The organism is Variovorax sp. P2_H12, assembly GCF_056403395.1.
This window is the reverse complement of sequence record NZ_JBFUFO010000298.1, coordinates 1-376: the sequence shown is the minus strand read 5'-3', so window position 1 is coordinate 376 and position 376 is coordinate 1. Positions and strand designations below refer to the sequence as shown.

The following is a 376-nucleotide window of genomic DNA, read 5'->3' as shown; positions in this document are numbered from 1 at the left end:
GTGGTACTCCTCGTTGATGTGTTGGTGTTCTCCGGCTGGGTGTGGCGGTGGGGTGGACACGGTTCATGAGGGTCCGACCCGCACGAGCAGCTGGCCTGCGTTTGTGCCGTCGAAGAGCTTGCGGAGCGCCGCCGGCTTCGATCACGTTGAAGCGGGCCCGGTGGTCCAGGCGGCTTCGCCGCTCAGCTGAAGATCCCGCGCGCCGTCCTGTCCAACCGGCTGAAGTCCCTCGTGCATGAAGGTGTGCTCATCCGTGACGAGGACGCGACCGCGGGCGTCGAGTACAGGCTGACCGACAAGGGCGTCGAGCTGTGGCCGATCGTGCACGCTCTGATGAACTGGGGGGACGCGTTCTACTCGCCCATCGGAGCCAACG

Annotated in this window: 1 protein-coding gene; it reads left to right on the top strand. The window is 66.0% G+C overall.

Features of this window, described 5'->3' with window-relative positions:
• Positions 1–186: 186 nt before the first annotated feature.
• Positions 187–376 (top strand): winged helix-turn-helix transcriptional regulator (locus AC1DYK_RS36210; RefSeq protein ID WP_478170658.1); only part of this gene is annotated, 190 nt, incomplete at its 3' end.